Source organism: Protofrankia sp. CiP1_Cm_nod3 (genome assembly GCF_982290655.1).
The window spans coordinates 10,211-13,762 of the sequence record NZ_CEVIVD010000124.1; the positions used below are offsets into that span (position 1 = coordinate 10,211).

Here is a 3,552-nt window from a genome sequence, read left to right on the forward strand (position 1 = left end):
CGGACGCGGTCGACCGCGGCGGCGCCGTCTCGTTCGTCCTGACCGGCTCCGACGGCCGGGCGCTGCACCCGCACGACGTCGGCCAGCTGCTCGACGAACTCGGCGTCGCCGTTCGTGTTGGACAGCACTGTGCCCGCCCGGTCTGCCTGCGCTTCGGCGTGCCGGCCACGACCCGGGCGTCCTTCCACCTGTACTCGACCCGCAGTGAGGTCGACGCGCTGGTGGAAGGTCTGGGGCATGTCCGGAGGTTCTTCGGGACGTGAAACTGGACTCCATGTACCAGGAGATCATCCTGGACCACTACCGCAACCCGCACCACCGCGGGCTGCGCGAACCGTTCGACGCCGAGGTCCACCACGTCAACCCGACCTGCGGCGACGAGGTGACCCTACGGGTCAGGGTCGCCGACGGTGTGGTGACGGATGTCTCCTACGAGAGCGAGGGCTGCTCGATCAGCCAGGCGTCCGCGAGCGTCATGACCGACCTTGTGATCGGCAGGTCCGTGGCCGACGCGCTCGGACTGGAACGGGAGTTCCTGGCGCTGATGCAGTCCCGCGGCACCCTGGAGCCGGACGAGGACGTGCTGGAGGACGCGGTAGCCTTCGCGGGCGTGTCGAAGTATCCGGCCAGGGTCAAGTGCGCACTGCTTTCATGGATGGCCTGGAAGGACGCGACCGTGCAGGCCGTGGGCGGCATCCCGGAACAGGAGGCGGACCGATGAGCGAGACCACCACGCTGGCCGACCAGCAGACGCCCGACACCGACCCGGCGGCGGCGCAGGCCACCGCTGCCGCCGGCGGCCCGGCCACCGCCGGCGCGACAGCCCCCAGCGAGGCAGCCACCACCACCGGACCGGCCGCTGGTGAGACGACCTCTGCCACCGGACCGGCTGCTGGTGGACCGGCTGCTGGTGGGACGGTCGTCGGCGGGGTGGCCGTTGGCGCCGCCGTCGACAAGGCCGCTCTCGAGGACGTCGAGGAGGCCATGCGCGACGTCGTCGACCCCGAGCTCGGCATCAACGTCGTCGACCTGGGCCTGGTCTACGGGATCAACATCCACGACGACAACACCGTGACCCTGGACATGACGCTGACCTCGGCGGCCTGCCCGCTGACGGACGTGATCGAGGACCAGACCCGCTCCGCCCTCACCGACGGCCCGGACGCCCTGGTCAACGACGTGACCATCAACTGGGTCTGGATGCCCCCCTGGGGCCCCGACAAGATCACCGACGACGGCCGCGACCAGCTCCGCGCCCTCGGCTTCAACGTCTGACCCACGGCTCCGGCCGTGCCAGGCGATGGATCTTCGGTCATGCCGGGCGATGAACATGCTGCCCTCAGGGAACACGGTGCCCGCAGGCGGAACCGTCGGAAGCGTCTGCTTCGCTACCGGCGGTTCCGCGGTTTCGTTTTTCCGTCAGGCCAGCAGGGCAGCGGGGGAGAAGCTGACCGGAAACGGCCTCTCCACCTTGCACGTCGCCGAGCCCTCGACCCGCGTGACCCGCTCGTACCGGCCTGCCGTCAGCTCGAAGACGGCGATCTCCGGGATATCCGGATCGATAATCCAGTATGACGGGATGCCGGATCCCTCGTACTCGTCGAACTTTTCCTTCCGGTCGTACCTACGTCCATATCGGGACAGGACCTCGACCACGAGGACCGGGATTTCGGCCTGGGCGTGCGGCATGACGACGATGTCGGGCTGGAGGACACGCCCACGCGGCAGAGCGACGTCGAAAGGGGCAGGAAGCGTCCGCGCGGTACCGGTCTGGGCGCCGACGAGAATGGCCAGCAGGTGCGCCACCACGAGCTGGTGGGTGAAGCCGGGGGACGGGCTCACCGCGATCGTCCCGTCAAGCAGCTCGTACCGCCTGCCGTCCTCGGGCGTCCGGCGCAGATCGTCCGCGGTGAAGCCGTCCGGGTGACGGGAGCGGAAGAAGGTAATCCCGTCGCGGGTCTCGACCGCGCCGATGCCGAACGGCCAGCGCCGCAGGTCGGCATCGGCGAGTGGTTCGTGCGGAAGACCGACGAACCGGGACCGCGCCCATGCCTCCTCGTCCGGGGGAGCTCCGTTCCCGGAGAACTCGGCCGGTGGGGACGTCGACGGATCATCTTTCACCATCACCCTGGTCATGCTGCCACTCCTCCGGACGTCGGGACAGCGTATTTGCTGTAAAGCATACGCCGAGAAGTAGCTGTCTTGATGCGATAAGTAGTCAATTTAGCTTTCTCATTGATGGCATCTATAGGTCGAGGTCGTCGGGCCTGCGTTCCAGAGTGCGGAAACGGCGCTTGACTTGAACCAAGGGTGAGGTTGTGAGCTTGGCCGCGGGGGATGTGTGCTCCGGGAACGTGAGCTGATCGGGAGGAGTCCTGTGCGCGCGGTGTGGTTGAAGGGGTTCGGCGGGCCGGAGGTGCTGGTCGCGGGCGACGCGCCGGACCTGGTGGCCGGGCCCGGGCAGGCACTGATCGAGGTGGCGTTCGCCAGCATCACTTTCGTGGAGACCCAGTTCCGGGCCACCGGCGCCGGACCGTACCCGGGCCAGGTGAAGCTGCCGATGATCCCGGGTAACGGCGTGGGTGGTGTGGTCACGGCGGTCGGCGCGGACGTCGACAAGGCCCTGGTCGGCAGGCGGGTGGTCAGCGCCACCGGCGGTTCCGGTGGTTATGCCGAACGCGCGGTGGTGGATGCCGGCGGCCTCGTCGAGGTTCCCGACAGTCTCGGTCTTGACAGTGCGGTGGCGCTGATGGCCGACGGGCGCACGGCGGTGATGCTGATCCGCGCGGCCGGGCTGCGCGGCGGGGAACGGGTTCTGGTCGAGGCGGCGGCCGGCGGCGTCGGCACGTTGCTCGTTCAGCTCGCACGGGCGGCCGGCGCCCGAGTCGTCGCGGCAGCCGGCGGGAGGCGCAAAATCGAACTGGCCCGTGAGCTGGGCGCCGAGGTGACGGTCGACTACCGGGAGCCCGGGTGGACCGAGCGCGTCCGAGAGGCCGTCGGCGGGGTGGACGTCGTCTTCGACGGAGTCGGCGGCACCATCGGCCGATCGTCGTTCGACCTGCTCGACCGCGGCGGCCGAATGGTCGTTTTCGGTCTCGCGAGCGGCGCCTGGACGGACATCTCCGACGAGACCGCCGCGGATCGCGCGGTGACGCTGATACGCCCACGGCCGACGCCGGAGGAGCTACGCGAGTTCGTCGAAACCGCACTGGCGGAGGCGGCGGCCGGTCGCCTACGCCCAGTGATCGGCCAACGCTTCCCCCTGGAACGCGCAGCCGACGCACACACAGCCATCCAGTCCCGAGCCACCATCGGCAAGACCCTCCTGGAAGCGCGGTGACACACCCCTCGTTTCCAAGATCTGCCGCAGTGTCTTCACAGCGTTCAGCGCAGCACGCTCACGCTCAGCAGCACGCTCAAAGGAGAGCCGCCTACCCCCCAGCGCCAGGCCCTCCTCTCCCGGCCGCACATCTATCGGTATCTGGATCTTTCCTGTGGCAACATCTGATCCGAACCCACCGGGCACCCTCCCCACACCCCTACCCACTGGAG

General features: G+C 68.9%; 5 protein-coding genes. 4 read left to right on the forward strand and 1 reads right to left on the reverse strand.

Annotation, left to right across the window (positions count from 1 at the left end; genetic code table 11):
- The 3 genes from AC5LUJ_RS19060 to AC5LUJ_RS19070 form a co-directional block, all read left to right on the forward strand.
- Nucleotides 1–263, forward strand: a 263-nt coding sequence (locus tag AC5LUJ_RS19060; RefSeq protein WP_493465407.1) for an aminotransferase class V-fold PLP-dependent enzyme, incomplete at its 5' end; no start/stop codon positions are given.
- Nucleotides 260–721 (forward strand): Fe-S cluster assembly sulfur transfer protein SufU, encoded by a 462-nt coding sequence (gene sufU / locus AC5LUJ_RS19065; RefSeq protein WP_250290705.1) that lies wholly within the window; start codon nucleotides 260–262, stop codon nucleotides 719–721. The genes AC5LUJ_RS19060 and sufU, both read left to right, overlap by 4 nt.
- 209 nt (nucleotides 722–930) lie before the next feature.
- A complete protein-coding gene (locus AC5LUJ_RS19070; RefSeq protein WP_250290711.1) occupies nucleotides 931–1,275 on the forward strand; it encodes a metal-sulfur cluster assembly factor in 345 nt (114 codons plus the stop codon).
- A 144-nt stretch (nucleotides 1,276–1,419) separates the two neighbouring features.
- On the opposite strand, the gene AC5LUJ_RS19075 is transcribed toward AC5LUJ_RS19070, so the two are convergent.
- Nucleotides 1,420–2,136, reverse strand: a complete 717-nt coding sequence (locus tag AC5LUJ_RS19075; RefSeq protein ID WP_250290707.1) for a Uma2 family endonuclease — start codon at nucleotides 2,134–2,136, stop codon at nucleotides 1,420–1,422.
- Nucleotides 2,137–2,377: 241 nt separating this feature from the next.
- On the opposite strand from AC5LUJ_RS19075, the gene AC5LUJ_RS19080 reads away from it, so the two are divergent.
- Nucleotides 2,378–3,340 carry a zinc-binding dehydrogenase gene (locus AC5LUJ_RS19080; RefSeq protein WP_250290709.1) on the forward strand — a complete coding sequence of 321 codons (963 nt, stop codon included), beginning with the start codon at nucleotides 2,378–2,380 and terminating at the stop codon, nucleotides 3,338–3,340.
- Nucleotides 3,341–3,552: the final 212 nt, after the last annotated feature.

Bases quoted from the DNA above. Each gene is read 5' to 3' on its own strand.
- AC5LUJ_RS19075 (WP_250290707.1), bottom strand. From the start codon at position 2,136: ATGACCAGGGTGATGGTGAAAGATGATCCGTCGACGTCCCCACCGGCC.